The organism is Nocardioides sp. zg-DK7169, from assembly GCF_013155365.1.
Lineage (GTDB): Bacteria > Actinomycetota > Actinomycetes > Propionibacteriales > Nocardioidaceae > Nocardioides.
Map to the genome: position 1 here is coordinate 12430 of NZ_JABJRA010000010.1, position 23143 is coordinate 35572.

17 protein-coding genes are annotated in these 23143 nt (G+C 74.1%); 11 read left to right on the forward strand and 6 right to left on the reverse strand.

Features of this window, described 5'->3' with window-relative positions; genetic code table 11:
* Positions 1–17 precede the first annotated feature (17 nt).
* From HOQ23_RS15050 to HOQ23_RS15080, 7 genes are all read left to right on the forward strand, one after another.
* Entirely contained in the window at positions 18–731 is a 714-nt protein-coding gene (locus HOQ23_RS15050) for a hypothetical protein (protein WP_172215419.1), read from the forward strand.
* Complete coding sequence (locus HOQ23_RS15055; RefSeq protein WP_367650513.1) at positions 728–1552, forward strand: cobalt transporter; 825 nt, start codon at positions 728–730, stop codon at positions 1550–1552. Before HOQ23_RS15050 ends, HOQ23_RS15055 begins: the two co-directional genes overlap by 4 nt.
* A gap of 145 nt (positions 1553–1697) precedes the next feature.
* Entirely contained in the window at positions 1698–6152 is a 4455-nt protein-coding gene (locus HOQ23_RS21295; protein WP_172215420.1) for a LamG-like jellyroll fold domain-containing protein, read from the forward strand.
* Between the two features lie 75 nt (positions 6153–6227).
* Positions 6228–7154, forward strand: coding sequence for an alpha/beta hydrolase (locus tag HOQ23_RS15065; RefSeq protein WP_216654275.1), 927 nt, complete (start codon positions 6228–6230; stop codon positions 7152–7154).
* Between the two features lie 11 nt (positions 7155–7165).
* A complete protein-coding gene (locus HOQ23_RS15070; RefSeq protein WP_367650514.1) occupies positions 7166–7468 on the forward strand; it encodes a DUF2470 domain-containing protein in 303 nt (100 codons plus the stop codon).
* A 141-nt stretch (positions 7469–7609) separates the two neighbouring features.
* A complete protein-coding gene (locus HOQ23_RS15075; protein WP_172215421.1) occupies positions 7610–9724 on the forward strand; it encodes a RecQ family ATP-dependent DNA helicase in 2115 nt (704 codons plus the stop codon).
* Between the two features lie 26 nt (positions 9725–9750).
* Positions 9751–10638: an LLM class flavin-dependent oxidoreductase gene (locus tag HOQ23_RS15080; RefSeq protein WP_172215422.1), complete on the forward strand. Its 888-nt coding sequence runs from the start codon at positions 9751–9753 to the stop codon at positions 10636–10638.
* A gap of 100 nt (positions 10639–10738) precedes the next feature.
* Here HOQ23_RS15080 and HOQ23_RS15085 read toward each other — a convergent pair whose 3' ends face one another.
* Complete coding sequence (locus HOQ23_RS15085; RefSeq protein ID WP_367650515.1) at positions 10739–12223, reverse strand: DHA2 family efflux MFS transporter permease subunit; 1485 nt, start codon at positions 12221–12223, stop codon at positions 10739–10741.
* 108 nt (positions 12224–12331) lie between these two features.
* A complete protein-coding gene (locus HOQ23_RS15090; RefSeq protein WP_172215423.1) occupies positions 12332–12820 on the reverse strand; it encodes a glutathione peroxidase in 489 nt (162 codons plus the stop codon).
* Positions 12821–12897: 77 nt separating this feature from the next.
* On the opposite strand from HOQ23_RS15090, the gene HOQ23_RS15095 reads away from it, so the two are divergent.
* Together HOQ23_RS15095 and HOQ23_RS15100 are read left to right on the forward strand one after the other, a co-directional pair.
* A complete protein-coding gene (locus HOQ23_RS15095) occupies positions 12898–15783 on the forward strand; it encodes an SNF2-related protein (protein ID WP_367650516.1) in 2886 nt (961 codons plus the stop codon).
* Positions 15780–16514: an SWIM zinc finger family protein gene (locus HOQ23_RS15100; protein WP_172215425.1), complete on the forward strand. Its 735-nt coding sequence runs from the start codon at positions 15780–15782 to the stop codon at positions 16512–16514. Before HOQ23_RS15095 ends, HOQ23_RS15100 begins: the two co-directional genes overlap by 4 nt.
* Before the next feature lie 192 nt (positions 16515–16706).
* On the opposite strand, the gene HOQ23_RS15105 is transcribed toward HOQ23_RS15100, so the two are convergent.
* The 3 genes from HOQ23_RS15105 to HOQ23_RS15115 form a co-directional block, all read right to left on the reverse strand.
* On the reverse strand, positions 16707–17273 hold the full coding sequence (locus HOQ23_RS15105) for a TetR/AcrR family transcriptional regulator (protein ID WP_172215426.1): 567 nt from the start codon (positions 17271–17273) through the stop codon (positions 16707–16709).
* A 62-nt stretch (positions 17274–17335) separates the two neighbouring features.
* Entirely contained in the window at positions 17336–18445 is a 1110-nt protein-coding gene (locus HOQ23_RS15110) for a homoserine O-acetyltransferase (protein WP_172215427.1), read from the reverse strand.
* On the reverse strand, positions 18442–19728 hold the full coding sequence (locus HOQ23_RS15115; protein WP_172215428.1) for an O-acetylhomoserine aminocarboxypropyltransferase/cysteine synthase family protein: 1287 nt from the start codon (positions 19726–19728) through the stop codon (positions 18442–18444). The genes HOQ23_RS15110 and HOQ23_RS15115 overlap by 4 nt, the downstream gene beginning before the upstream one ends.
* Before the next feature lie 179 nt (positions 19729–19907).
* Here HOQ23_RS15115 and HOQ23_RS15120 point away from each other — a divergent pair, with 179 nt between their 5' ends.
* Positions 19908–20408 (forward strand): DUF1648 domain-containing protein, encoded by a 501-nt coding sequence (locus tag HOQ23_RS15120; protein ID WP_172215429.1) that lies wholly within the window; start codon positions 19908–19910, stop codon positions 20406–20408.
* 12 nt (positions 20409–20420) lie between these two features.
* Here the strand turns inward: HOQ23_RS15120 and HOQ23_RS15125 are convergent, their stop codons facing one another.
* Positions 20421–21377 (reverse strand): MBL fold metallo-hydrolase, encoded by a 957-nt coding sequence (locus tag HOQ23_RS15125; RefSeq protein WP_172215430.1) that lies wholly within the window; start codon positions 21375–21377, stop codon positions 20421–20423.
* A 178-nt stretch (positions 21378–21555) separates the two neighbouring features.
* Between HOQ23_RS15125 and HOQ23_RS15130 the strand changes: the two genes are divergently transcribed.
* The gene (locus tag HOQ23_RS15130; RefSeq protein ID WP_367650517.1) at positions 21556–23139 is read left to right on the forward strand and encodes an acyl-CoA carboxylase subunit beta; all 1584 of its coding nucleotides are present in this window, start codon (positions 21556–21558) and stop codon (positions 23137–23139) included.
* Positions 23140–23143 lie beyond the last annotated feature (4 nt).

Genomic DNA, 23143 nt, shown 5'->3' on the forward strand with positions numbered 1-23143 from the left:
CGGCGAGGGTGCCGGGCGTGCACTCCCGACGTCTCCCCGCCCGCCGGCGCCGGCTCCGCGCCGTCCTCCCCGCGCTCCTGGTCATCGGCGCCCCGTTGGCGGGCACCGCACCTGCGGCGGCCCACCCGTTCGGCGACCCCCAGCAGCTCAGCGTCGAGGCGAGCGCGCAGGGGGTCGAGATCACCTGGCGCGCCGCCGAGGACGACCTGACCTCGCTCGCGCTGCGCCTCGACGTGCTGGCCGGCCCGCGCGCCTACGTGCTGCGCGGCGGCGCGATGGTGCCCGAGACCAGCGACGCCGACGACGCCCGGCTGCTCGCGGAGTCCCCGCGCCTGGCCGGCTACCTGCTCTCCCGGCTGGAGGTGGGCGTCGGCGAGGACGGGGTGACGCCCTGCGAGGGGGCGCTGGTCTCCGCCGAGGACCTCGCGACCCGCGGCGCCCGGCTCGCCTTCACCTGCCCGGGGACGACGGCGCCGGACGCGGTGACGGTGCGCGCGCGGCTGCTCACCGACCTGCACGCGGCGTACCGCACCCTCGCGACCGGGCCCGGCGGCGCGACCGCGGTCTTCAGCGCCGAGGCCGACACCCACGAGCTCGTCCTGCGCGGGCCGGCCACGGGCAACGACGCCGCCGCCGGTGGCCTCGCGCTCGTCGGCTGGGCCGCGGGCGGGGGCGGCGTGCTCGGGATCGGACTGCTCGCGGTCCGTCGGCTGCGGGGGCGTGCGTCGTGACCGGGCTGCTGCCGGACGCTGGCGCCCTCGCCGAGCGGATGACCGGGTTCCTCGAGGCCCCGGGCTTCGCCCCGCTCGCGCTGCTCGTCGCGTTCCTCGCCGGCGCCGCGCACGCGGTGCAGCCCGGCCACGGCAAGACCCTCGCCGCGGCGTACCTCGTGGGCGCGCAGGGCCGGGTCCGCGACGCGGCGTACCTCGGGGCGAGCGTCGCGGCGATGCACACCGTGTCGGCGCTGGTGATCGCGCTGGCCTGGACCTTCCTGTCGCTCTCCGACCACCTCTCCATGGCGCGCCTGACCGGCGGCCTCGGCGTGGTGGCCGGCGTGATCGTGGTGGTCCTGGGGCTGTGGATGCTGCGCGGCTGGTGCGCCGGCCGGCGCCACGGGCACGGCCACGGGCATGGGCACGAGCACGGGCATGGGCACGAGCACGGGCATGGGCACGGCCACGGACATGGACACGGCCACGGACATGGACACGGCCACGGCACCGTCGACCGGCCGGGGCTCTGGCTGCTCGGGGTGTCCGGCGGCCTGGTGCCGGCGCCGGCGGCGTTCGTGCTCCTGGTGAGCGGCATCTTCAGCGGCCGCAGCGGCTTCGCGCTGCTGCTCGTCGTCGTCTTCGGGGCGGGGATGGCGCTGGTGCTGTTCGGCGTCGGCCTGCTGGCCCTCGGCGGTCGCACCTTCGTGCTGCGCGGGCTCGGCGACCGCGCCTGGTTGCACCGCGCCTCCCGGGTCGGCCCGCTGCTGGCCGCGCTCGGCGTGACCGTCGCAGGCTGCGTGCTCAGCGCGGTCGCGGTCGGCAACCTGCTCGCCGCCTGAGCGCACACCCCGGGGGCACACCCGGGCACGCCGGGGGCGAAGTGTCAGCCGGGCGCCCCGCGCCGTTCACCCGGCGTACGGGGACCGGCCGCCCGGGCTCGCTGGGATGAGGCGACCCACTGAGTTCGATCACACGGAGAACCCCTTGCGCATCCACCGCACGGCCCGTCGGGCCGCCACCGCCGGGCTAGCCGGCGCCGTCCTCACCGGCACCGTGACCCTCGTCCCGGGTCTCGCCCAAGCCGCCGTCGTCCCGGCCTCCTCCCTGTCGGCGGTGTCGCTGCCGGCCTCGCCGCTGGCCGCCCCGCCGACCCCCGCCGACCCGGCCCCCGCCGCCCCCGCGGGCAACGCGACCCGCGTCGAGGTCCCGCGCGCCGACGTCCTCGACGTCGACCTGCGCGACGGCACGCCGACCGACCACGCCCAGGGCATCGCGCCGACCGTGCTCGGCGAGCCCCGGTTCACCTCCGACGCCGCTCGCGCCCGCGCGGTGGTCTCCCTCGACGGCGTCGAGGACGCGCTGAAGTACCCCTTCCGCGCCGAGCACGCCAAGATCGCCGACGGCTTCGCGATCGAGTGCACCTTCCGCTACGACGCCCCGACCAACCCCACCTCCGAGCGCGCCCTGTGCGGGGCCAAGGAGGCCGGCGGCCTGGCGACCGTCGCGAACAAGGCGGGGCTGACCTTCATGGCCCACATCGGCGGCGGCTACAAGAACGTCTCCGCGCCGCTCACGCCCGGGCAGTGGCACCACACGCTGGTCACCTGGGACACCCAGGAGCTCGTGCTCTACGTCGACGGCGCCGCGGTCAGCCGGGTCGCCGCGACCGGTGCCTACAAGGCGCCCTCCGCCGGTGCGGACTCCCTCGTCCTCGGCGGCGACACCCAGCCGGGCGACGCGGTGAACTTCCGCGCCCAGGCGACCCTCCAGCACGCCCGCGTGTGGAGCAGCGCCCTCAGCGCCGAGCAGGCCGCGCAGCTCGCCACCGACGCGACGGTCGTCCCGGACGCGCCGCAGGCCGACGTGCTCGACGTCGACTTCACCGGCGAGCGCGTCACCGACCAGGCCAGCGGCATCGAGGTCCGCGAGCTCGGCGCGCCCGCGGTCGTCGACTACGCGCCGCTCGGGCGCAAGGTCGGCCGGTTCGACGGCTCCTCGGCGTACTACTTCCCCTGGACGCAGACCCAGTACGACCAGATCAAGAACACGATGAGCCTGGAGTGCGTGTTCAAGTACGACGCCGACGAGTTCCAGGCGAACGGCGCCGAGGACAAGGGCAACCTGTGCGGCGCCAAGGAGTCCGGCGGCTTCGCCATCGCGCTCTACGGCGACGAGCTCTCCTTCAACCCCCACATCGGCGGTGCCTACCGCAGCACCAAGCACCGGCTGGCCAAGACCGACCAGTGGGTCCACGCGGTCGGCACGTACGACGGGGCGAGCGTCAAGCTCTACGTCAACGGCACCCTCGTGGCCGAGCAGCAGGCCACCGGCGCCGTCTCCAGCCCGGCCGACCCGACCGCCTGGATGATGGTGGTCGGCGGCGACGCCGCGAAGAACCGTCCGAGCTTCACCGCCCCGGCCCACATCGCCGCGGCCCGGATCTTCAGCGACGCGCTCGACCTGCGCGACGTCCTCGCGCTCCAGCACCAGACCTTCGGCTCCCGCGACGGCGACGACCTGGTGCGGGTGACCGCGTCCACCCCGGCCGCGGGCACCCGCATCCACCGCGCCACCCGCTTCTCCGTCGAGCTGGCCAACGCCCAGGCGGCCGGCCGCGACGTCGTCTACGCCCTCGACGGCGAGCGGATCGAGCCCGGCCAGCGCATCGGCGCCGGTCTGCGCGCCGGGACCCACGCGATCACCGTCGACGGCACCGACCACTTCGGCAACGTGATCGCCGAGCGCATCGAGTTCACCTCGGCCAACATCCCCGTCGCCGGCGGCACCGAGACCGAGCAGGGCGCCGGGGCGGTCACCCTGGCCGCGGTCGCCACCAACCCCGGCGGCGGCGACGTCACCACGACCTTCCGCGCCGGCACCGTCGTGGTCGCCGAGCAGGGCACCCAGGGCACCCTCGCGAAGCTTCCGACCACGCGCGACTTCACCGGCCGCGACGTGGAGCGCATCGACACGGGCCTCGCGCCCCAGGACGGGGTGACCGTCGCCAGCCCCGAGGCCGCCGCCATCTCCTACCAGCGCTTCGACGTCCCCAGCGGCGCGGGCACGGAGGCGCAGGAGGTCTCCTGGACCGGCACCGTCGACCCGACCCGTGAGGTGCACCTGCGGGTCTGGAACGGCTCGCGGTGGGCCTCCCTCGACTCCGCGCGCGGGGTCGCGACCGGCAGCGTGTCCCTGACCGGCAGCGTCGACCCGGAGTGGGTGGTCGACGGCGCCGTACCGGTGCTCGTCACCGGCGAGGACCCGTTCGCCGACGACCTCGACAAGCCCGTCGCGGACGGCTTCGAGAGCCCCGACGACTACGACTTCGCCATCGCCCACCTGACCGACACCCAGTACCTCTCCGAGGGCGCGGTCGAGCAGGAGACGCCGCAGGAGCGCGCCACCTGGGCGGAGGCCTACACCTCGATCACGCAGTGGATCGCCGACAACGCCGAGCAGCGCAAGATCGCGTTCGCGGCGCACACCGGCGACCTCATCGAGAACTGGTTCACCGCCGGCCGCGGCGGCGACCTCGGCTACCGGGCCAACGCGATGAAGGAGTTCGAGGTCGCCTCGCAGGCCCAGCAGATCCTCGACGAGGCCGGGGTCGTGAACTCGGTCCTCCCGGGCAACCACGACAACCTCTACGCCACCGACAACGGCCCGGACGCGCTCTACAACGACTACTTCGGTCCCGAGCGCTACCAGGACCTCGCCCAGCGCGAGGGCAGCACCGGCTGGCGCACCCACGACGCCAGCTACCACCCGTGGAAGCCGGGCGACAACGCCAACTCCTTCAACCTGTTCAGCGCCGCCGGGCTCGACTTCGTCGTGGTCAACCTCGGCTTCGGCGTGGACGCGGAGGAGGTCGCCTGGGCCAACCGGATCCTCGAGCAGTACCGCGACCGCAACGCCATCGTCCAGACCCACGCGCACACCACGCCGAGCACCAACCCCGACGGACGCGGCGCCGGGCTGTCCTACGACGGCAACGCGGTGCGCAACCAGGTCGCGGCGAAGAACCCCAACGTGTTCCTCGTGCTCTCCGGGCACGAGCACGGGGTCAACATCGAGGTCGTCCGCGACCTCGGCGAGGAGCACAACAACGTCGTCGAGCTGCTGGCGGACTACCAGTTCTACACGGTGCCGACCGACGAGCTCGGGCTCACCGAGATCGGCGGCTACGACCCCGACGCCCGCCTGCAGTTCGGCTCCTCGTTCTTCCGGCTCCTGCAGATCGACGTCGACCGCGCCGAGATGAGCGTGGACACCTACTCCGCGCTGCTCGACGACTTCGGCGCCACCGAGTACGACGACCGCTCGCGCTACAACGGCAAGGAGGACGACTTCCGCCTGCCGGTGCAGCTCGAGACCCGCACCACCAGCTTCGCCACCGACGCGGTCACGGTCATCGAGCCCACCGACGAGGTGATCGGCGTCGACACCGCCCGCTCGGGCTGGCCGGCCAGCGTCGTGTGGCGCGGCCTCGAGGCGGGTGAGAGCTACGCCTGGTACTCCACCAGCGTGGACGCGGGCACCGGCGAGGAGGTGCAGGGCGAGGTCGGCCAGATGTCGGTATTCACCGCGCAGCCGGCCGGGACCGACACCACCGCGCCCGTGATCACCGCGGAGGCGCAGACCACGCTCACCCACGGCGCGGTCTTCGACGCGCTGGCCGGCGTCACGGCCACCGACGCCACCGACGGCGACGTCTCCTCCGAGATCCGGGTGGTCGGCACCGTCGACACCACCCGGCTCGGCGTCTACACGCTCGTCTACGCGGTCGCGGACGCCAACGGCAACCAGGCGACGCTGACCCGCACCGTCGAGGTCGTCGCGCCCCCGGCCCCGGTCAGCACCGCGCGCCCGGTCATCTCCGCGCCCGGCACGCACCGGCCCACCGTGGGCCAGCCGGTGCGCGTGAGCATGGGCGAGTGGAGCGGCAACGACAGCGCCGAGATGCGCGTGCAGTGGTTCCGCGACGGCACCCCGATCGACGGTGCGACCGGGACCGAGCACGTGCTCACCCGCGCCGACCTCGGCACCACCCTCACCGTCACGGTGAGCGCCAAGGTCGTCGGCAACGACCCGGTGGTCGCGCGCTCCGCCGGCTTCGAGGTCGCCCCGGCGGCCGCCGAGCAGACGCGGGCCGCCTCCTCGGTCGAGGTCGGCCTGAACCGCGCGCGGATCAAGCGGGGCGGCGCCGCGGTGCTCACCGTGCGCGTCAGCAGCGAGCGCACGCCCACCGGGCAGGTCGTGGTCAAGGTCGGCAACCGCACCCACACCACGGTGCGCCTCGGCGCGGCCCGCAAGGGCGTGGTCAAGGTCCGCCTCGAGGGCCTCAAGCCCGGCGTGCACCAGGTCCGGGCCCGCTACCAGGGCAACGCGAAGGTGAAGGCCAGCGCGTCCTCGCCGGTGCGCCTCACCGTGGTGCGCTGACCCGCACCCTCCCACCGCCGCGGGCGGTCGCGTCGTGGACGCGGCCGCCCGCGGTGCTGCGGCTACGCTGCGCCCGTGTCGTGGCAGATGAGGGCGGTGGGGACGCTGATGCGCGTCACGCGACGGCGGCGCTTCGCCGACCCCGACGGCGGCCCGGCGCTGCTGTCCCGGCCCAAGGGGCCCTCGCAGCCGCCGTCCTCGCTGCGGCGTACCTGTGTGGTCGAGACCGACGTCGTCGAGGGGTACGACGTGCACCGGGTGCGCGCCCCCGGCACGCCGCCGGGCGCTCCGGCGGTCGTCTACCTGCACGGCGGGGCCTACGTCGGGGAGATCGTGCGCCAGCACTGGTCGCTGGTCGCCGACCTGGCCGCCGCGCCCGGTGCGGGTGCCGGTCCCGGGGTCGAGGTCGTGGTGCCGATCTACGGGCTGGCGCCCGAGCACCACGCCGAGGACGCGCTCCGGCTGACCGGGGCGGTGCTCGCCGGCCTGCTCGCCGAGGGGCGCCCGGTGCACCTGGCCGGGGACTCCGCCGGTGCCGGCCTGGCGCTCGCGCTGGCCCTGCACCACGGCCCCGCGCCCGCCGGCCTGCTGCGCGGGCTGACGCTGGTCGCGCCGTGGCTCGACCTGCGGATGGGCAACCCGGGCATCGAGGCCGTCGAGCCCCACGACCCCTGGCTCGCCCGTCCGGCGCTGCACGCGGTGGCGCGCTCCTGGGCCGGCGTGCTGCCGCTCACGGACCCGCGGGTGAGCCCGGTGCTGGCCACCGACGAGGCCCTGGCCGCGCTGCCGCCGGTGGGGCTGTGGGTCGGCACCCGCGACATCACGCTGCCCGACACCCGCCTGCTCGCCGAGCGGCTGCGGGACGCCGGCGTCCCCGTCGAGCTGCACGAGGAGGCGGGCGCGATCCACGTCCACCCGCTGCTGCCGGTGCCGGAGGGGCGGGCCGCGCGGCGGGTGCTGGTGCGCCACGTCGTGGAGTCGCTCGCCTGCGCCCCCGCGTAGGCTGCGTGCCCGTGAGTACCTTTCCCGCCGAGGTCGTCGAGGCCGTCTGCCGGCACATGAACGACGACCACACCGACGACAGCCTGCTGATCGTGCGCGCCTTCGCGCAGCCCCACGCCGCCGCCGCCGTGATGACCGGCGCCGACGGGGACAGCGGCCACTTCCGGGCCACCACCCCGGCCGGAGAGCAGGACGTCCAGGTCCCCTGGCCGGGCGCCCCGATCACCGAGCGCGCGGAGATCCGCCGTGAGGTCGTCGCGCTGTACGACGCCGCGTGCGCGGCCCTCGGCGTGGAGCGCCGCCCGGAGCACTGACCCCCAGCAGTGGGACGCGGCACTGGGACCCAGCACTGGGACCCGGCACTGGGACGCAGCACTGAGACGCGTCGTACGCCGGCTGTGGAGGACGGCGGAGCGGACGTCGGCACTGTCCGGGGCCGCTGGTAGACAGGTCGCATGAGCACCTCCGCGGCAGCCGCCACCGACGTCCGTCAGCAGGCCGAGGCCCACCTGCGCGCCCTCGTGGGGCGCGAGGACGCGGTGCTGCGCGAGGACCAGTGGTCCGCGATCGAGGAGCTCGCCGTGCACCGCCGGCGCGCCCTCGTCGTGCAGCGCACCGGCTGGGGCAAGTCGGCCGTCTACTTCGTCTCCACCCTGCTGCTGCGCTCCCAGGGCGCCGGGCCGACCGTCATCGTCTCTCCGCTGCTGGCCCTGATGCGCAACCAGATCGCGGCGGCCGAGCGCGCCGGGATCCGCGCGGTGACCATTAACTCCACCAACATCGAGGACTGGGACCCGATCCACGAGGCGGTGCGCGCCGGCGAGGTCGACGTGCTCCTGGTCAGCCCCGAGCGGCTCAACAACCCCGGCTTCCGCGACGAGGTGCTGCCGCGCCTGGCCGCCACCTGCGGCCTGCTGGTGATCGACGAGGCGCACTGCATCTCCGACTGGGGCCACGACTTCCGCCCCGACTACCGCCGCATCCGCACGCTGCTGGGCGACCTCCCGCAGGGGATCCCGGTGCTGGCGACCACCGCGACCGCCAACGAGCGGGTCACCGGCGACGTCGCCGAGCAGCTCGGCAGCGACGTCCTGGTGCTGCGCGGCACCCTCGACCGGGAGTCGCTGCGGATGGCGGTGGTGCGCCTGCGCACCCCCGAGCAGCGCCTGGCCTGGCTCGCCGACCACCTCGCCGAGCAGCCGGGCAGCGGCATCGTCTACTGCCTCACGGTGGCCGCGACCCAGGAGATCGCCGACTACCTGCGCAGCCGCGGGCACGCGGTCGCGGCGTACTCCGGCCAGACCGACCCGACCGAGCGCAACGCCCTCGAGCAGGACCTGATCCACGGCCGGGTCAAGGCGCTGATCGCCACCAGCGCGCTCGGCATGGGCTTCGACGCCACCCTCGGGTTCGTGGTCAACATGGGGGCGCCGAACTCCCCGGTGGCCTACTACCAGCAGGTCGGCCGTGCCGGGCGCGGCACGGCGGAGGCCACCGTGGTGCTGCTCCCCGCCCCCGAGGACCGCGACATCTGGGCCTACTTCGGCTCGCTGGCCTTCCCGCCCGAGCACCAGGTCCGCCAGACCCTCGAGGTGCTCTCCGGCGCCGGGCGCCCGATGAGCACGATCGCGCTGGAGACCTACGTCGAGCTCAGCCGCAACCGGCTGGAGACGATGCTCAAGGTGCTCGACGTCGACGGCGCCGTACGCCGGGTCAAGGGCGGTTGGGAGGCCACCGGGCAGCCGTGGACCTACGACGAGGAGCGCTACCGCCGGGTGGCGGAGGCCCGCGAGCGCGAGCAGCGCGCGATGCTCGACTACATCGCGACCGACCGGTGCCGCATGGAGTTCCTGCGCGCCCAGCTCGACGACCCCGACGCCGCCCCGTGCGGGCGCTGCGACAACTGCGGCGGCTTCACCGTCTCGGCGGAGGTGTCCGAGACCGCGGTGGCCGAGGCGGAGGCGCGGCTCTCGCGGCCCGGCGTGGTGCTCGAGCCGCGCAAGATGTGGCCCACCGCGCTGGCCAACCTCGGCCTGGACTGGAAGGGCAAGATCGCCGACGGCGCCGAGCCCGGGCGCGTGGTCGCCCGGCTCACCGACCTCGGCCACGGGCAGTCGCTGCGCGACCTGTTCCGGGTCGACCCCGAGCAGGGCGCGCACGACGGCCCGGTGCCGGTGCCGCTGGTGCGCGCGGTCGTCGACGTGCTCGGCGACTGGCGCCCCCGGGTCGATGCGATCGTGCACCTCGAGTCCGCGAGCCGCCCCGAGCTGGTGCGCGACCTCGCCGCGGGGCTCTCGCGCTACCTGCGGGTCCCGGTGGTGGGCCGCTTCGCGATCGCCGACCCGGGCATCGCGCCGCGCCAGGGCGCGATGAACTCCGCCCAGCGCGTGGCCGCCGTGGCGCGGCGCTACGACCTCGTGCTCGACGACCCCGCGGCGCTCCAGGGCGCCTCGGTGCTGCTGGTCGACGACCTGGTCGTCACCGGCTGGACGATGACGGTCGCGGCGCGGGCGCTGCGTGGGGCCGGCGCGAGCGCCGTGCACCCGCTCGCCCTCGGCACGGAGTCCTAGCCGCGCCGGGGCCCTAGGCTCGGTCCATGCGCATCGGACTCGCCCTGCTGCCCGACGTCCCCTGGTCGGAGGCCCGGCACCGGTGGCGCGCGACCGAGGAGATGGGCTTCGACCACGCCTGGACCTACGACCACCTGGTCTGGGGTGGGCTCCCGGACGCCCGCTGGGGCGGCGCCACCCCGCTGCTCGCCGCGGCCGCGGCAGTGACCTCCACGATCACGCTCGGCACCCTGGTCTCCTCGCCCAACTTCCGCCACCCCTACCAGCTCTTCCGCGACGCCCAGGTGCTCGAGGACGTCTCCGACGGCCGGTTCGTGCTCGGTCTGGGCGCCGGCGGCGACGTCGACTCCCGGGTGCTCGGCGGCGCGCCGATGGGCCTGCGCGAGCGGGTGGACCGCTTCCACGAGTTCGTGGAGGTGCTGACCCGGCTGCGCGAGGGCGACCGGGTCACCACCCGCGGTCGGTGGTTCTCCACCGAGGAGGCGCGCACCGTCGGGGGCCTGGACCGCACGCCGTACCTCGTCGCGGCCAACGGCCCCCGCTCGCTGCGCCTGGCCGCGCGCGCGGGCGACGCCTGGGTGACCACCGGGCCCGCGGGCGGCGTGAGCCTGGAGGAGTGGTTCGCCGGGCTGGCGCGGGCGGGGGAGACCTTCACCGCCGCGCTGCAGGACGCCGGGCGGGACCCGGCGACGGTGCGTCGCTACGTCATCACCGACGCCTCGCCGCACCTGTCCGACGCGGGTCGCTTCGCGCTGTCGAGCGTCGGGTTCTTCACCGACCTGGCCGGTCGGCTGGGCGAGCTCGGCTTCACCGACCTGGTCACCCACTGGCCGCGGGCCGACACGACGTACGTCGGCAGCGTCGACGTCCTCGAGGCGGTCGCGCGCGACGTGCTGCCCGGGCTGCGCGGCTGACCAGCGCTCGCTCGCTCCGGGACGCCGCGAGGCGGCCACCCTGCCGGGTGACCGCCTCGTCGACGTGCTGCGCGCGGGCCGGGCCCGCCGTACCGCTGGGTCAGTGACCCATCATCAGCGCCGGGTCGACCGGCGCGTCCGCCTTCCTGCGCGGCAGCAGGAACGCGGGGACCAGCACGACCGCGATCATCACCGTGGCGACCCAGAAGGTGCTGCTGAAGACCCCGGCCAGGTCGGCGAGCGGGTTCGCACCGGTGAGGTCGACGTCGTTCTTCACGCCGTTGGTGAGCAGCACCGAGAAGATCGCGGTGCCGATCGAGGCGGCCACCTGCTGGATGATGTTGAGCAGGGTCGAGCCACGCGCGATCGTGGCGCCGCGCAGCGTCTGCAGCGCCGCCGACATGATCGGCATCATCGTGGCGCCCATGCCGAGGCCCTGGATGAACAGCGCCGTGCCGAGGAACCAGTACGACGTGGTGGCGTCGAGCGTGGCGAACAGGCCCATGCCGATGACGATGGTGGTGACGCCGGCCAGCACGATCTTGCCGGGGCCGATCCGGTCGCTGAGGGCGCCGGCGATCGGCATGGTCAGCATCGCGCCGATGCCCTGCGGGGCGAGCAGCAGGCCGGAGGCGAGGGCGGTCTCGCCGCGCACGCTCTGGAAGTACTGCGGGAACAGCAGGCTGGCGCCGAAGAAGGCGATCGCGAACAGCGACATCGCGAGCACCGCGACGGTGAGGTTGCGGTTGGCGAAGAGCCGCAGGTCGACCAGCGGGTGCAGGTTGCGGCGCGCCAGCGCCCACGGCACGAAGGCGATGATCAGGAGCGCTCCGACGAACGCGGGCACCAGGACCTCGGCGTCCTGGACGGTGCCGGTCTCCGGGATCATCGAGATGCCGTAGAGGAACAGCGCCAGGCCGGGGGAGAGCAGCACCATGCCGAGCCAGTCGAAGGACTCCGACGGGGTCGGGTTGTCGGCGGGGAGCACCTTCGCGGAGTAGATCACCGCGGCGACGCCGATCGGCACGTTGATCAGGAAGATCCAGTGCCAGCTGAGCGAGTCGATGAGCGCGCCGCCCACGATCGGGCCGCAGATCGGGCCGAGGAGCATCGGGATGCCCATGACGGCCATGACCCGGCCGATCCGCTCGGGACCGGCGGCGCGGGTCAGGATCGTCATGCCCAGCGGCACGAGCATGCCGCCGCCGAGGCCCTGGACCACGCGGAAGGCGACGAGCATCTCCAGCGAGGTGGCTGCGGCGCAGAGCGCGGAGCCGGCGGTGAACAGCACGATCGCGGCGAGGTAGAGCCGCTTGGTGCCGAACCGGTCGGAGGCCCAGCCGGTGAGCGGGATGACGCTGGCCAGCGCCAGCGTGTAGGCCGTCATCGTCCAGGCAACCTGGGCGGTGGTGGCGTCGAAGTCCTCCTGGAAGGTCTTCAGGGCCACCGAGACGACGGTGACGTCGAGGATCGACATGATGGCGCCGATGACGACGACGCCGGCGACCAGCAGGACCCCGCGGTCCAGGCGATCGGGCTTGCCGGGCGTGCCGGACGGGGGTGGGAGGGTGGTGTCGGTGGTCACCGAGGGAGGCTACGTGTGCCGTCCTCCCCGGGGCGAGGGGCCGCGGCCCGTCCCGGGCGTGGGAACCCTCACGCCCGGGACGGGAATAAAACCGGGACCTGACCCGCGTCAGGAGACGAGGTTGCGTACCGCGTCGACCAGGCTCGCGTCCTCGGGCTCGACGCGCGGGGAGAAGCGGGCCACGACCGTGCCGTCGGCGGCGACGAGGAACTTCTCGAAGTTCCAGGCGATGTCGCCGGCCTCGCCCTGCTCGTTGGGCACGGTGGTCAGCTCGGCGTAGATCGGGTGGCGGCCCTCGCCGTTGACCTCGATCTTCTCGGTCATCGGGAAGGTCACGCCGTAGGTCGCCGAGCAGAACTCCGCGATCTCCTCCGGCGAGCCGGGCTCCTGGCCCATGAACTGGTTGCAGGGCAGCCCGACCACGTGGAAACCGCGGTCGGCGTACTCCTCGTGGAGCTTCTCCAGGCCGGCGTACTGCGGGGTGAGGCCGCACTTGCTGGCGACGTTGACCAGGAGTGCGGGCTTGCCGCCGGTGATCTCGCCGAGGGTGGTCGGCGTGCCGTCGAGACGGGCGATCGGGGCGTCGAGGATGCTCATGGGCCCACCCTAGTGAGGCCGGTCCAGCCCCGGGCCGCTTCGATCGGATGTCGGTCGCGACGGCTACCGTCGTTCCGGTGAGCTTCGTCCCCGTCACCGGCCCGGCCGAGTTCCGTGCCGGCGAGCCGCCCCGCGAGGGGGTCGTCGTCTTCACCGGCGACGACGGGCGCGGGCGCAGCGTCGAGCTGCCCATGCGCGCCGCGCTGCCGGTGCTGACCCGGGCCCACCAGCGCGAGGACCTCCACCCCAGCGTGGGGCTGCTCGCGGGCGCGGTGCTGCTCGGCATGCGGCTGGTCGCGGCTGGCCGCTTCGAGCCCGCCGACACCGTCCCGCCGAGCTGGCGTCCGGCGCCGCTCGACGAGGCCGACCGGGCCCGGGTCGAGCTGCTCGCCCGCGCCCGCGCGCACGACGGGCTCGACGAGGAGACCGCGGCCGAGGTGGTGCGCCAGGTGGTCGCCGCCGTCGTCGACGCGATGCCGCGCAGCGCCCCGGAGTCGCCCGCCCGCACCCGGATCGCCCCGCCCCGTCGCACCTCGGGCCGCGCTCCGAGCCGTACGCCGCGGCGTGCGGCGGTGCCCGTGCCGGCCCCGCCGTCCGGCGGCGACGAGCCGCTGCCGCCGGGCGAGGACCTGCCCGTGGAGGACTTCCGCGCCCGGCTCCAGGCCCGGATCGCGCGGCACCGCACGCCCGCTCCGGACCGCGAGCTGGCGCAGCTGGTGACGCTGTCGCTGCGCGTCGAGGCCGACGAGGAGGAGCTGGTCGGCGGGTCGGTCCGCCTGGTGCTCCAGGTGCAGGACGAGCGCGACCCGCTGCACGTGTGCGACGCGGCGCTGCTGTGGCTGGAGTCCGGGGCCGAGCACGGGTTCGGGGACCGGGCCCGCACCCACGCCATGATCGCGCTGCGCGCCGCTGCGGAGGCGTGGCCGGTGCTCGACCGGTTCCTCTCGCTACGGGTGCCCGACGAGATCACCCTCGACGCCGACGAGATCACCAGCCTGCTCGAGGACGGTGTCGCCGCGCTGCGGGGGCGCGGCATCGACGTGCTGTGGCCGCGCAGCCTGGGCCGCGACCTGACCACGCGCGCCGTGCTCGACCGCGCCGCGCCCGCGGGCCGGGCGCGCGACGCCGAGAAGCAGGAGGACCTGCTCAACGACGGGCTCTTCGGCAAGGACGACGCGTTCACCTTCAGCTGGCAGGTCGCGCTGCACGGCGACCCGCTGACCGAGGAGGAGATGGACGAGCTGGCGCGCGCCGCCACCCCGATCCTCAAGCTGCGCGGCAGCTGGACCGTGGTCGACCCGAGCGTCGCGCGGCGCGCCCGGCGCCGGCTGCTGCGCCGGGCCAGCGCGGGCGAGGCGATCGCCGCCGCGCTCACCGGCGTCGTCCAGCTGCCCGCGACCGACGACGAGGTCGAGGAGGCCTCCGTCATCGTCGGCGCGAGCATCGTCGGCCTCAGCGAGCGGCTGCGCGGGGCCACCCGCCGCGACCCGGTCGCCCCGCCCGCGGGGCTGCACGCCACGCTGCGCGACTACCAGCTCCAGGGCCTGACCTGGCTGGCCGAGCTCACCTCGCTCGGGGTCGGAGCGTGCCTGGCCGACGACATGGGCCTGGGCAAGACGATCACCCTGATCGCGCTGCACCTGCACCGTGCCGAGCAGCGGGCCGAGCAGGAGCTGCCGGCGGGGGAGGGGCAGCCGGGCGCCGCGGGCGGGCCGACCCTGGTGGTCTGCCCGGCGAGCCTGCTGGGCAACTGGGAGGCGGAGATCCACCGCTTCGCCCCGGGAGTGCCGGTACGGCGCTTCCACGGGGGCGCGCGCACGCTCGAGGGGCTCACCGGCGGGTTCGTGCTCACGACGTACGGCACCATGCGCACCTCCGCCGCCGAGCTCGGCGCGGTGCCGTGGGACCTCGTGGTCGCCGACGAGGCGCAGCACATCAAGAACGCCCGCACCTCCACCGCCCGGGCGCTGCGCACCATCGGCTCGACCGCGCGGGTCGCGCTCACCGGCACCCCCGTCGAGAACGACCTCACCGAGCTCTGGTCGATCCTCGACTGGACCACGCCCGGGCTGCTGGGCAGCCGGCTGGCGTTCCGTCGGGCCTGGGCGGCCGGCATCGAGTCGGGCACCGACCCGGCGAAGGCGCGGCGCTTCGCCGAGCTGATCGAGCCGTTCCTGCTGCGCCGGCGCAAGTCCGACCCCGGGATCGCCCCCGAGCTGCCGGCCAAGACCGAGACCGACCACCCGCTCTCGCTGACCCGCGAGCAGGTGGTGCTCTACGAGGCGTTCGTGCGCGACACCCTCGAGCGCGTCGAGCGGGCCGAGGACGAGGCCACCCGCCGCGGCCTGGTGCTGATGCTGCTCACCGGGCTCAAGCAGATCTGCAACCACCCGGCCCACTTCCTCAAGCAGTCCGGGGCGGTGCGCCTCGCCGGGCGCTCCGAGAAGCTCGACCTTCTCGACGAGCTGGTCGAGACGGTGGTCGCCGAGGACGGTGCGGTGCTGGTCTTCACCCAGTACGTCGCGATGGCCCGGCTGCTCGAGGCCCACCTGAGCCGCACCGGCGTGGCCCACCAGCTGCTGCACGGCGGCACCCCGGTCCGCGAGCGCGAGGCGATGGTCGCGCGCTTCCAGGCCGGCGAGGTGCCGGTGTTCCTGCTCTCGCTCAAGGCCGGGGGCACCGGGCTCAACCTCACTCGCGCCGACCACGTCGTCCACCTGGACCGCTGGTGGAACCCCGCCGTCGAGGACCAGGCCACCGACCGCGCCTACCGGATCGGGCAGACCAAGCCGGTGCAGGTGCACCGGTTGGTCACCGTCGGCACCATCGAGGAACGCATCGGCGAGCTGCTGGCGCGCAAGAAGTCGCTGGCCGACTCGGTGCTGGGCAACGGCGAGGCCGCGCTCACCGAGCTCAGCGACGCCGAGCTGCGCGACTTCGTGACGCTGCGACGGGACCCGTGAACGGCCCGCCCGCCCCGGACGCCGCCGGCGCCGTCACCCACCGGCGCCTCCCGGCGCGCCGCGGCGGCACCCGCACCGCGAGCTGGTGGGGGCGGGCCTGGCTGCGGGCGGTGGAGGAGGCGGCGTACTCCGACGAGGACCTCGTCGCCGGCCGGGCGGTCGCGCGCTCGGGCCGGGTCGGACGGATCACCGTCGAGTCCGGCGGCTTCCTCGCCGCGGTCGAGGACGACGGCGAGGCGTGGACGGTGGTGGGCGCGGTGCCGGTCCTCGACCGGGCCGCGGCCGACGCCTTCGTGGAGACCGTCGCCGCCGAGTCCGGCCGGGTGGCGGCGCTGCTGGCCGGCGACCTGCCCCACGCGCTGGTCGAGCACGCCGAGGAGGCGGGCGTCGAGCTGCTGCCGTACGGCGGGGAGCTCGGCGCCAGCTGCACGTGCGACGCCTGGACCGACCCCTGCCCGCACGCCCTCGGGGTGCTGCTGCAGCTGGGCCGCCTGCTCGACGAGGACCCGTTCGTCCTGCTCCACCTGCGCGGCCTCCCGCGCGAGGACCTGCTCGCCCGCCTGCACGCCCTGAGCATCGGCGCCGCGCCCTCCGCCGACGCGCCCGGCGCGGCAGCCGAGGACCCCGCCGAGCACGACCTCGACACCGGGATCGACGCCGTGGAGCGCGCTCGCCGCCTCCTCGAGCTCCTCGACCAGGACCCCTCCCACGGCATCGAGCACCTCCTCTGACCCGCTCTGTTCGCCGAGTCGGCCCGAATGGTGCGCCGAGTCGGCCCCAATGGTGCGGTGAGTCGGCGCCAATGGTGCAGTGAATCGGCGCCAATGGTGGGAGCAACCACAAGGCCCGACTCGGGCAACCACAAGCCCCGACTCGCGCAACCACACGGGCCGACTCGGCGGAATGTGTGGGAGGGGGCGGGATCAGGCGGAGGGGTTCCTGAGCGCCGCCAGCGCCATCGAGGTCAGCAGCTGGTGCATCGCCTCGTCGGGGAGCAGGCCGCTGTGCGGGGTGGAGTTCAGCAGGCCGAACGTCGCGTGCGCGGTCGCCCGCGCGCGGTCCAGGTCGAGCCCGGGGTGCAGGTCGCGCAGCTGGGCGGCCCACAGGTCGACGTACGCGCGCTGCAGGGAGCGGACCTGCTCACGCGCCTCGGGCGGCAGCGAGGACCAGTCGCGGTCCTGCACCACGATCAGCGCGCGGTGGCGCAGCGCGAAGTCGGCGTGCCAGTCGACCAGGCGCACCAGCGCGTCGTCGGCGTCGCTCGCGGCCTCCACCAGCCCGCGCCCGACGGCGAGCAGCTCCTCGCTGATCGAGACCAGCATCTCGGCGAGCATCGCGTCCTTGGACGCGAAGTGCTTGTAGAGCGCCGGCCCGGAGATGCCGCACGCCTTGCCCAGGTCGGTGACCGGTACGCCGTGGAAGCCGCGCGCCGCGAACAGCTCCGCCGCGGTGGCGAGGATCTGCTCGCGACGCGTCGGGGTGCTGCTCATCCCTGCACGGTAACGCCCGCGCCGACGACCCCGCCGGGCGGCTCAGTCGAGGCGGGGGAGCCTCAGTCGAGGAACGCAGCGATCCGCTCGTGGTAGCCGGGCGGCTCCAGCAGGAACGAGTCGTGGCCGAACGGCGAGGAGAGCTCGGCGAGGTCGACCTTGACCCCGTAACGCTCCAGCCCGGCCGCCAGCGCCTGCGACTGCGCGGTGTCGAAGCGCCAGTCCGAGTCGAAGCTGGTCACCTGGAACCGCGTGGAGCAGGAGCGCAGCCGCTCCTCGGTCCACGGGTCCGAGAACGGGTCGAAGTAGTCCAGCAGCCGGGTGAGGTAGAGGTAGGACAGCGCGTCGAAGCGGTCCAGGAACGTCTCGCCCTGGTGCTGCAGGTAGTGCTCGACGGCGAAGTCGGGACCCATGCGCCAGTCGTCGCCGGTGCTGTCGCGCCGGTGGCCGAACTTGGTCTCCAGCGAGGCGTTGGAGACGTAGGTGATGTGGGCCATCATCCGCGCGACCTTCTGGCCCAGCCGCGGCACCGTGCCGTGCTCGACGTAGCGCCCGCCGTGGAACTCGGGGTCGTTCATGATCGCCTCGCGCGCCACCGACGAGAACGCGATGTTCTCCGGGGTCAGCCGCGAGGACGCCGCCACGACCACCGCGCGGTCGATCTGCTCGGGGTCGTCGATGACCCACTGGAGCACCTGCATGCCGCCCAGCGAGCCGCCGACCGCGGCGTACAGCCTCTCGATACCGAGGTGCGCGAGCAGCCGGCGGTGCACCGCGACCAGGTCGCTCATGTGCAGCAGCGGGAAGTCCAGGAAGTACGGCGTACCGGTGGCCGGGTTGCGCGAGAGCGGGCCGGTGGTCCCCGAGCAGCCGCCGAGCAGGTTGGCCGAGACCACGAAGAACCGGTCGGTGTCGAGCGCCTTGCCGGGGCCGATCAGGTTGTCCCACCAGCCGCGCTTCTTGGCGCCGAGGTGGAGCCCGGCGGCGTGCGCGGTCCCGGTGAGGGCATGGCAGACCATGACCGCGTTGTCCCGGGCGGGGGACAGTCGGCCGTAGGTCTCGAAGGCCACCTCGACCTCGTCGAGGCGGGCGCCGCCACGCAGGAGCAGCGGGTCGTCCTCGGTGGCGAGGACGACCCGCTGCTGCTCGACGTAGCCGAGCGATCCGGTCACTTGCTGGCGGCCAGCGCCTGCTCGAGGTCGGCGATCAGGTCCTCGACGTTCTCGATGCCGATGGACAGGCGGACCATGTCCTCGGGCACGCCGGCTGCCTGGAGCTCCTCGGGAGTGAGCTGGCTGTGGGTGGTCGTGGCGTTGTGGATGGCCAGCGACTTGGCGTCACCGATGTTGGCGAGGTGGCTGAAGAGCCCCAGCGCCTCGATGAAGCGGGTGCCGCCCTCGCGCCCGGACTTGAGCCCGAAGCTGAGCAGGCCGCCGTACCCCTTGCCGGTGAAGGTGCGGTCCGCCACCTCCTTGTACGGCGAGTCCTCGAGGCCGGGGTAGGAGACCCAGGAGACCGCGTCGTGGTCGCTGAGGTACTGCGCGACGGTCAGTGCGTTGGAGCTGTGGCGCTCCATGCGCAGGTGGAGGGTCTCCAGGCCCTGGAGGAAGAGCCAGTTGTTCATCGGCGTCGAGGCGGCGCCGGTGTTGCGCAGCAGCACCGTGCGGGCCCGGATGATGTAGGCCAGGTTGCCGACGGCCTCGGTCCACACGACGCCGTGGTAGGCGCCGTCGGGCTGGGTCAGGCCGGGGAAGCGCTCGGCGTGGGCGGCCCAGTCGAAGCTGCCGGCGTCGACGATGACGCCGCCGATCGAGGTGCCGTGGCCGCCGATGTACTTGGTGGCGGAGTGGACCGCGACGTCGGCGCCGAGGTCGAAGACCCGGGAGAGGTACGGCGTGGGCGCGGTGTTGTCCACGATCAGCGGCAGGCCCTGGGCGTGGGCGGCGTCGGCCCAGGCGCGGACGTCGACGACGTTGATCTTGGGGTTGCCGACGGTCTCGGCGAAGACCAGCTTGGTCTTCTCGTCGACCGCGGCGGCGAGCTCCTCGGGCTTCTCGGGGTCGACGAAGCGGACCTCGATGCCGAACTGCGGGAGCGTGTGCGCGAACAGCGCGTAGGTGCCGCCGTAGAGCGTGGAGAGCGCGACGATGTTGTCGCCGGTGTAGGTCAGGTTGAGCACCGCGTAGGTGATCGCCGCGGAGCCGGACGCGGTCGCGAGCGCCCCGACCCCGCCCTCGAGCTGCGCCATCCGCTCCTCGAACACCGACTGGGTCGGGTTCATGATGCGCGTGTAGATGTTGCCCGGCTCGGCCAGCGAGAACAGGTTCGCGGCGTGCTCGGTGTCGTTGAAGACGTACGACGTGGTCTGGTAGATCGGCACGGCCCGGGCGTTGGTCGTCGGGTCGGCGACCTCCTGGCCTGCGTGGACGGCGAGAGTCTCGGGGCGGTAGGTCATGTCAGCTCCTGGTCGACTGTGGGAGGGGCTCCGCCGCCGGTGGGCAGTCGTGGGGGCACCTCGATCCGATACCAGCGTAAAGTAGAGCAAAAAGGTTGACTTTAGGGGTTCCGATGGGTGAGCGGTCTGCACCGGGACCCGCCCGGTGCGCCGGGTCGCGGCCGCGGGAGGCTGGGGCGATGCGACGAGCCTTCCTGTTGACCATCGCCGTGTATGCGGCGTCGATCGCGGTGGCGTCCGCCGTGCTGCCGGCGCGGGTGCCGCTGCACTTCGCCGGCTCGGGCGAGCCCGACCGGTGGGGCTCACGGACCGAGGCCCTGGTGACCTTCGGGCTGGTCGGCGCGGGGCTGGCGCTGCTCCTGGGCGGCTCGGCCGCGCTGATGGACCGACTGCCGCTGCGCTCCGGGTTGGTCAACCTCCCCCACAAGGAGTGGTGGCTGGCCACGCCCGAGCGGGAGGCGGAGGCGCGGAGCCGGCTGCGCGCGGACCTGTACGGCCTGGCGGCTGCGGTGATGGTGTTCCTGGCTGGGGCGGTGGCGGTGACGGTCGCGGCCGCCCGCAGCGACGACCCGAGCCTGGGGTGGCCGTTCATGGTGGGCGTCGGCGTCTTCGTCGTCGGGGTGGTGCTCTGGACGACCTGGGTGAGCGTGGTGCGCTACCGCCCGGTCGAGGGCATGTGAGCTGAGGCCCGGTCAGTCGCTTGGAAGGTCGGCCCAGGGGTCCTCGCGCCGGAACGCCGTCGGCAGGTGCAGGGCGACGCCGTCCTCGGCGGCCAGCCGGCCGAGCGCGGCCATCGTGACGTGCAGGTCGTCCCCGGCGTACGGCAGCGCGCGGAGCGGGTGCTCCAGGGAGCGGAAGAAGTCGTCCCAGTGGGTCAGCACCACGCGGCGCGCGCCGACCGCGCGCACGGTCTCGGTCCAGTAGTCCTCGAGGTAGGACTCCGGCTGCACGCCCAGCTGCCCGACGCCGAGGTAGGCGACCTCGGCGCGGTGGCCGGCCAGCGCGCCCGGGACGAACCCGGCGCTGCCCTGCACCAGGGCGGTCCGACCCCTGGCGTGGGCGACCAGCAGCGACCACGCCTCGCCGCAGCGGTACGCCGTGGCCCGCGCCGGCGGCACGACCGGCGCGGTGATCGCCCCGGGGAAGCGGTCCGGCGGGCAGTGCGCGGACTCCACCCAGGTCAGCGTGAAGGCGCCCCAGGACTGCGGCCGGCCGGGCTCCACCTGGTGGAGGCGGTCCTGGGGCAGGCCGCCGCCGAGCCCGACGTACGCCGCGCTCGCGCCGCCGGCCAGCACCGCCCCGGTGCGCTGCGCGACGACCGCGGAGTCGAGGGCGTGGTCGATGTGGGTGTGGACCGGCGCGACCACCGCGAGCCGGTTCACGCCGAGCCGGCCCAGCGCTGCGTCGATGCGCCGGGGGTTCGGCGCCACCCGGCCCAACCCGACGCGCAGCAGCCCGGGGCGGCTGAAGTAGCCATCGGTCAGCAGCGCGGTCTCCCCGTCGTCGATCAGCAGCGTGGACACCCCCGCGAAGGTGATCGTCGGTCGAGCGCCCGGCCTGGCCGGCCCGTGCTCCGGCTCCTCGGATGCGGGGACGTCGAAGCGCGCGGCGTACCGCTGCAGGTCGGGCCGTCCGGGCTTCAGTCGCATGCCTGAGGACCGTACGCCGAGTCGGCCCGAATGGTGCGCCGAGTCGGCCCGAATGGTGAAGCTGTCCACAGGCGCTGTGGAGAAATTCGCCATTGGCGCCGACTCGCGCAACCACTAGCCCCGACTCGCGGAGGAAGTGGGGGTCGACCGCGAGGTTAACGTTCGCTAACCTCGCGGGGTGACCGACGACGCACGGCCCGACCTGCGGGCGCTGACCGAGGAGCTGCGCGAGCGGCTCGCGACCGCCCGGCTCGGCGGGTCGCAGGCGGCCCGCGACAAGCACACCGCGCGCGGCAAGCTGCTGGTGCGCGACCGCGTGGACCGGCTGCTCGACCCGGGGAGCCCGTTCCTGGAGATCGCCGGGCTCGCGGCGTACGGGATGTACGGCGCGCCGGGGGAGGAGCACGCCGTGCCGGCCGCGGGCGTGGTCGCCGGGATCGGCCGGGTGTCGGGGCGCGAGTGCGTGGTGGTCGCCAACGACGCGACCGTCAAGGGCGGCACCTACTACCCGGTGACGGTGAAGAAGCACCTGCGCGCGCAGACGATCGCGCTGGAGAACAACCTGCCGTGCCTCTACCTCGTCGACTCCGGCGGGGCGTTCCTGCCGATGCAGGAAGAGGTGTTCCCCGACCGCGAGCACTTCGGGCGGATCTTCTTCCACCAGGCGCAGATGTCGTCACGCGGGATCCCGCAGGTGGCAGCGGTGATGGGCTCCTGCACGGCCGGCGGCGCCTACGTGCCGGCGATGAGCGACGAGTCGGTGATCGTGCGCAACCAGGGCACGATCTTCCTCGGCGGCCCGCCGCTGGTGAAGGCCGCGACCGGCGAGGTCGTCACCGCCGAGGAGCTCGGCGGGGGAGAGGTCCACGCCCGCACCTCCGGCGTCGTCGACCACCTCGCCGAGGACGACGCCCACGCGCTGGCGATCCTGCGGGGGATCGCGGAGACCTTCCCGTCCACGCCCGCCACGCCGTGGGAGGTGCGCCCGGTCGAGGAGCCCGCGGAGGACCCGGAGACCCTCTACGACGTGGTGCCGACCGACCCGCGCACGCCGTACGACGTGCGCGAGGTGATCCGCAGGGTCGTGGACGGCAGCCGGTTCTCGGAGTTCAAGCAGCTCTACGGCGAGACCCTGGTCTGCGCGTTCGCGCACGTGTGGGGCCACCCGGTCGGGATCATCGCCAACAACGGCGTGCTGTTCAGCGAGTCCGCGCTCAAGGGCGCGCACTTCGTCGAGCTGTGCAACCAGCGCGGCATCCCGCTGGTGTTCCTGCAGAACATCTCCGGCTTCATGGTCGGGCGCGAGTACGAGAACCGCGGCATCGCCCGCGACGGCGCCAAGCTGGTCACCGCGGTCGCGTGCAGCGTGGTCCCCAAGCTCACCGTCGTGATCGGCGGCTCGTTCGGGGCGGGCAACTACGGCATGGCCGGGCGCGCCTACGACCCGCGCTTCCTGTGGATGTGGCCCAACGCCCGGATCTCGGTGATGGGCGGGGAGCAGGCCGCCTCGGTGCTCGCCACCGTGCGCCGCGACAACCTGGAGGCCCGCGGCGAGGAGTGGCCGGCAGAGGCGGAGGAGGCGTTCAAGGCCCCGATCCGCGAGCAGTACGACGAGCAGGGCTCGGCGTACTACTCCACCGCCCGGCTCTGGGACGACGGCATCATCGACCCGGTCGACACCCGCCGGGTGCTCGGCATGGCGCTCGCGGCGACCGCCCACGCCCCGATCCCCGCGCCCTCCTACGGCGTCTTCCGGATGTGAGGAC

Coding starts and splice junctions, on each gene's coding strand:
- HOQ23_RS15080 (WP_172215422.1), top strand. CDS start 9,751: ATGCGCATCGGACTCGCCCTGCTGCCCGACGTCCCCTGGTCGGAGGCC.
- HOQ23_RS15115 (WP_172215428.1), bottom strand. CDS start 19,728: ATGACCTACCGCCCCGAGACTCTCGCCGTCCACGCAGGCCAGGAGGTC.
- HOQ23_RS15090 (WP_172215423.1), bottom strand. CDS start 12,820: ATGAGCATCCTCGACGCCCCGATCGCCCGTCTCGACGGCACGCCGACC.
- HOQ23_RS15105 (WP_172215426.1), bottom strand. CDS start 17,273: ATGAGCAGCACCCCGACGCGTCGCGAGCAGATCCTCGCCACCGCGGCG.
- HOQ23_RS15075 (WP_172215421.1), top strand. CDS start 7,610: ATGAGCACCTCCGCGGCAGCCGCCACCGACGTCCGTCAGCAGGCCGAG.
- HOQ23_RS15120 (WP_172215429.1), top strand. CDS start 19,908: ATGCGACGAGCCTTCCTGTTGACCATCGCCGTGTATGCGGCGTCGATC.
- HOQ23_RS15125 (WP_172215430.1), bottom strand. CDS start 21,377: ATGCGACTGAAGCCCGGACGGCCCGACCTGCAGCGGTACGCCGCGCGC.